Raw genomic sequence first — 4,390 nt, 5'->3', positions numbered from 1 at the left:
CAACAGGACCGCATCGCACTCGCCCGCCTGCTCCAAACAGCCAAGCAGCAATTCGCTGAGAAAGGCTGCGCTGGGATTTTCGTAAACCAGCGCAAGGCGATGCTGCCTCGCTCCGGCCAACGAGCGCGCCGCCTGATTCGGTACATAGCCCAGATCGCGGATAGCTTGTTCGACCTTGTCACGGCTGGCTTGAGTGATCCGTGCACTGTCATTGACGACGCGCGATACGGTCATAGGCGAGACGCCCGCCAGCCGCGCGACATCGGCAAGCGTGGGGCCTGGCCCGCCCCGCCGCCTTGCGCGCCTGGCCCTTGGTTCTTCCTGGATGCCGTTGTTCATGCTGCATGCCTAGGGCGGTTGGCGCGTGGCGACAAGGCGCAGCGGCGTGCATCCGGCCTGCCGGACGTGAGGCGAAATGACCGCTTGTCTTTCATCTTGTGGTAGCGCTATCATGAAGATCGGAGAGGATAAACAACGTGTTTCTTGGCATCGACATCGGCACTTCAGGGGTCAAGGCGGTATTGCTGGGCGCGAAGGGCCATATCATCGCCCAGGCCAGCTCTGCCCTCACCGTGCAGCGCCCGCACCCGCTCTGGTCCGAACAGGACCCGGCGGACTGGTGGAACGCCACCCAGGCCGCCGTGCTCGCCCTGCCCGCCGATCTGCGCGCGCGGGTGGAGGCGGTGGGCCTTGCAGGCCAGATGCACGGCGCGACTCTGCTGGGCGCGGACGATCGCCCGCTGCGCCCCGCGATCCTGTGGAACGATGGCCGCAGCCATGCCGAATGTGCGGCGCTGGAAGCCGCCGTTCCCGATCTGCGCGCCATTTCGGGCAATATCGCGATGCCCGGCTTCACCGCGCCCAAGCTCGCCTGGGTGCGCGCGCACGAGCCCGAGATCTTCGCCGCGACGCGCAGCGTGCTGCTGCCCAAGGACTATGTCCGGTTGCTGATGACCGGCGAAAAAATCAGCGACATGTCCGATAGCGCGGGCACGCTCTGGCTCGATGTCGGTAGGCGCGACTGGTCGGACGAGCTGCTCGCCGCGACCGGGCTCGACCGGTCGCACATGCCGCGCCTGGTCGAGGGCAGCGCGATTGGCGGCACCCTGCTGCCTGAAGTGGCCGCGCGCTGGGGCATGGCCTCGGTGCCGGTGGCGGGCGGCGCGGGCGACAATGCGGCGGGCGCGGTCGGCGTCGGGGTGGTGCGCGATGGCGATGCGCTGCTCTCGCTCGGCACCTCGGGCGTGATCTTCGTCGCCACCGATCGCCTGCGCGCCAATCCCGGCGGCGCGGTCCATGCCTTCTGCCACTGCCTGCCGGGCCTGTGGCACCAGATGAGCGTGCACCTGTCCGCCGCTGTCTGCCTCGACTGGGCGGCGGCGATGATGCACCTCACCGTGCCCGATCTGCTCGCCGCAGCAGAAGCGGAAGGCGCAGACCAGGGCAACGAGCTGTTCCTGCCCTACCTTTCGGGCGAGCGCACCCCGCACAACGACCCGCATGTGCGCGGCGCGTTCCTGGGCCTTGGTCACGACAGCAGCCCGGGGCGCATGGCGGCGGCGGTGCTGGAGGGCGTCGCCTTCGCGCATGCCGATGGCCTGGCCGCGCTCCAGGCCGTCGGAACCCGGATCGAGAGCCTGTCGGTGATCGGCGGCGGCGCACGCTCGGCCTGGTGGGGCCGCATCTTCGCCTCGGCGCTCGATGTCCAGCTCGATTATCTCGACGGCGGCGAGGTCGGCCCGGCGCTGGGCGCGGCGCGGCTGGCGCAGATCGCCGCGACCGGGGCCGATCCTGCCAGCATCTGCACCCGCCCGCCGGTGCGCGAGAGCATCACGCCCGATCCCGAGCTTGCCGAGCGGCTGGCGCCCAAGCTGGCCCGTTTCCGCGCCGCCTATTCCGCCATAAGAACGATCTGAGAGGAAATCCCCATGTCCGCCGAATATTTCGCCGCCTTCGATACGGTCCGTTACGAGGGACCCGATAGCGCCAATGACCTCGCCTATCGCTGGTACGACAAGGACCGGGTGGTGATGGGCAAAAGGATGGAGGACCATCTGCGCTTCGCCGTGTGCATGTGGCACACCTTCTGCTGGCCGGGCAGCGACGTGTTCGGCGCGGGCACCTTCAACCGCCCCTGGCTGCAAGGGCCGATGGATGCGACAAACGCCGCCGCCAAGCGCGAGGCAGCGCTCGCCTTTGTCGAGAAGCTCGACCTGCCCTTCTACTGCTTCCACGATGTCGACGTGATGGCCGATGCCGAGAATATCGGCGATTTCCGCAGCAGCTTTGCAGAGGCCGTCGATCATCTTGAGGCATTGCAGGCGCAGCATAACCGCAAGCTGCTCTGGGGCACCGCCAACCTGTTCAGCCACCCGCGCTACATGGCGGGCGCGGCGACCAATCCCGATCCCGAAGTCTATGCCTGGGCCGCCAGCCAGGTACGCGATGCGCTCGAGGCGACGCATCGCCTCGGCGGCGCGAACTATGTGCTCTGGGGCGGGCGCGAGGGCTATGATTCGATCCTCAACACCGAGATCGGTACCGAGCAGGAGAATTTCGGCCGATTCCTCAGCCTCGTGGTCGATCACAAGCACCGTATCGGCTTTACCGGCACGATCCTGATCGAACCCAAGCCGCACGAGCCGACCAAGCACCAATATGATTTCGACACGCAGACCGTCTACGCGTTTCTGAAGCGCTTCGGGCTGGAGAACGAGGTCAAGGTCAATATCGAGGCCAACCACGCCACCCTGTCCGGCCATACCTTCGAGCACGAGATCGCCATGGCGCGCGCGCTCGGCATTCTGGGTTCGATCGACGCCAATCGCGGCGACCCGCAAAATGGCTGGGATACCGACCAGTTCCCCAATTCGGTCGAGGAACTGACCCTCGCGATGCTCGAGGTGCTGCGCGCAGGCGGCCTCGGTAATGGCGGCTTCAACTTCGATGCCAAGGTGCGCCGCCAGTCGATCGACGCGGTGGACCTGTTCCACGGCCATATCGGCGGGGTCGATACCATCGCCCGCTCGCTGCTACGCGCCGCCGCGATCATCGAGGACGGACGGCTTGAGGCTTTCCGCGCCGAGCGCTATGCCGGATGGAAGGGCGAACTGGGCCAGATGATCCATGCCGAGGGCACCACGCTGTCGGCCATCGCCGATCGCGCCGTCAGCGCCAACAGCGCGCCCGAGCCGAAATCGGGCCGTCAGGAATATTGCGAGAATCTGGTCAGCCGCTTCTGACCTGAGCGGGCGCAACCTCATGCGGGCCGGTTCGTAAGCCCTTCGAACCCCCCGCATAAGGACAAAGCCCCCATGACTCTCAAGGCCGTCGCGATCAACTGTACCCTCAAGCGCTCGGGCAAGGAGAGCTCCTCGACCGATGCGATGATCGAGCTGATCGCGTCGCAGCTCGCCAAGCACGAGGTCGAACTGACCGAGACGATCCGCATCGCCGATTACAACGTGCTGCCCGGTGTCAGCTCGGACGAAGGCGATGGCGACGAATGGCCCGATCTGCGCAAACGCATCCTCGCCGCCGACATCCTGATCTTCGGCACGCCGATCTGGATGGGCCAGATGTCGAGCATCGCCAAGCGCGTGCTCGAACGGATGGACGCGTTTCTGGACGAGACCGACGAGACGGGCCGGATGCCGAGCTTTTCCAAGCTTGCGGTCGCGGCGATCGTCGGCAACGAGGACGGCGCGCACCGCATCTCTGCCGATCTGTTCCAGGCGCTGAACGATGTCGGCTTCACCATCCCCGCCGGGGCCGCCTGCTACTGGGTGGGCGAGGCGATGGGCAGCACGGATTTCCAGGACCTCGACGAGACCCCGGAAGCGACGTTCGAAACCGCGCGCATGCTCGCCGCCAACACAGCGCATCTGGCCGGACTGCTCAAGGCCAAGCCCTATCCGGGCGACGAGGAGCATGACGACGAGAGCTGATCGCGGCGGCGCATGACCGTCACGTCCCCAGTTGCGCGATGGGTTAAGCTTGTATAAGCATACCATCAAAGCAGGAGAGGCGTGATGGTTTATGTGCTGGGCGGATACCAGAGCGATTTTGCGCGCAACTGGGCGCGCGAGGGGCTTTCGATAGGCGACGGGTTCGTCGAGACGGTCCGCCAGGGACTCGATGCGGCGCGGCTCGATGCCGACGAGATCGAGAGCGGCCATGTCGGCAATTTCGTTGGTGACCTGTTTGCCGGGCAAGGTCTGCTCGGCGGGTTCTTCGCCTATGTCGACCCGGCGCTCGATGGCCTTCCCACCTCGCGCCACGAAGCGGCCTGCGCCTCGGGCAGCGTCTCGGTGCTCGCCGCCGCGGCCGAGATCGAGGCGGGGCGCTATGACCTTGCCTGCGTCGTCGGCATCGAGATGATGCGTAATGT

The 4,390-nt window shown here is 66.3% G+C and carries 5 protein-coding genes; 4 read left to right on the top strand and 1 reads right to left on the bottom strand.

What is annotated here, in order from left to right:
* Nucleotides 1-339, bottom strand: a 339-nt coding sequence (locus AX735_RS00300) for a LacI family DNA-binding transcriptional regulator (RefSeq protein WP_156447374.1), incomplete at its 3' end; no start/stop codon positions are given.
* A gap of 137 nt (nt 340-476) precedes the next feature.
* Between AX735_RS00300 and xylB the strand changes: the two genes are divergently transcribed.
* From xylB to AX735_RS00280, 4 genes are all read left to right on the top strand, one after another.
* A complete protein-coding gene (xylB, locus tag AX735_RS00295) occupies nt 477-1,916 on the top strand; it encodes a xylulokinase (protein ID WP_066274103.1) in 1,440 nt (479 codons plus the stop codon).
* A 12-nt stretch (nt 1,917-1,928) separates the two neighbouring features.
* Entirely contained in the window at nt 1,929-3,242 is a 1,314-nt protein-coding gene (gene xylA / locus AX735_RS00290) for a xylose isomerase (protein ID WP_066274095.1), read from the top strand.
* A gap of 72 nt (nt 3,243-3,314) precedes the next feature.
* Entirely contained in the window at nt 3,315-3,947 is a 633-nt protein-coding gene (locus AX735_RS00285) for a flavodoxin family protein (protein WP_066274094.1), read from the top strand.
* A gap of 84 nt (nt 3,948-4,031) precedes the next feature.
* The coding region (locus AX735_RS00280) for a thiolase family protein (RefSeq protein ID WP_446471760.1) at nt 4,032-4,390 on the top strand (359 nt) is incomplete at its 3' end.

Source organism: Blastomonas sp. CCH1-A6 (assembly GCF_001556365.1).
GTDB lineage: Bacteria > Pseudomonadota > Alphaproteobacteria > Sphingomonadales > Sphingomonadaceae > Blastomonas > Blastomonas ursincola.
Note: the sequence above shows the minus strand (reverse complement) of the source record. Positions and strands in the feature narration are given on the sequence as shown.

Bases quoted from the DNA above. Each gene is read 5' to 3' on its own strand.
- xylA (WP_066274095.1), top strand. From the start codon at position 1,929: ATGTCCGCCGAATATTTCGCCGCCTTCGATACGGTCCGTTACGAGGGA.
- AX735_RS00285 (WP_066274094.1), top strand. From the start codon at position 3,315: ATGACTCTCAAGGCCGTCGCGATCAACTGTACCCTCAAGCGCTCGGGC.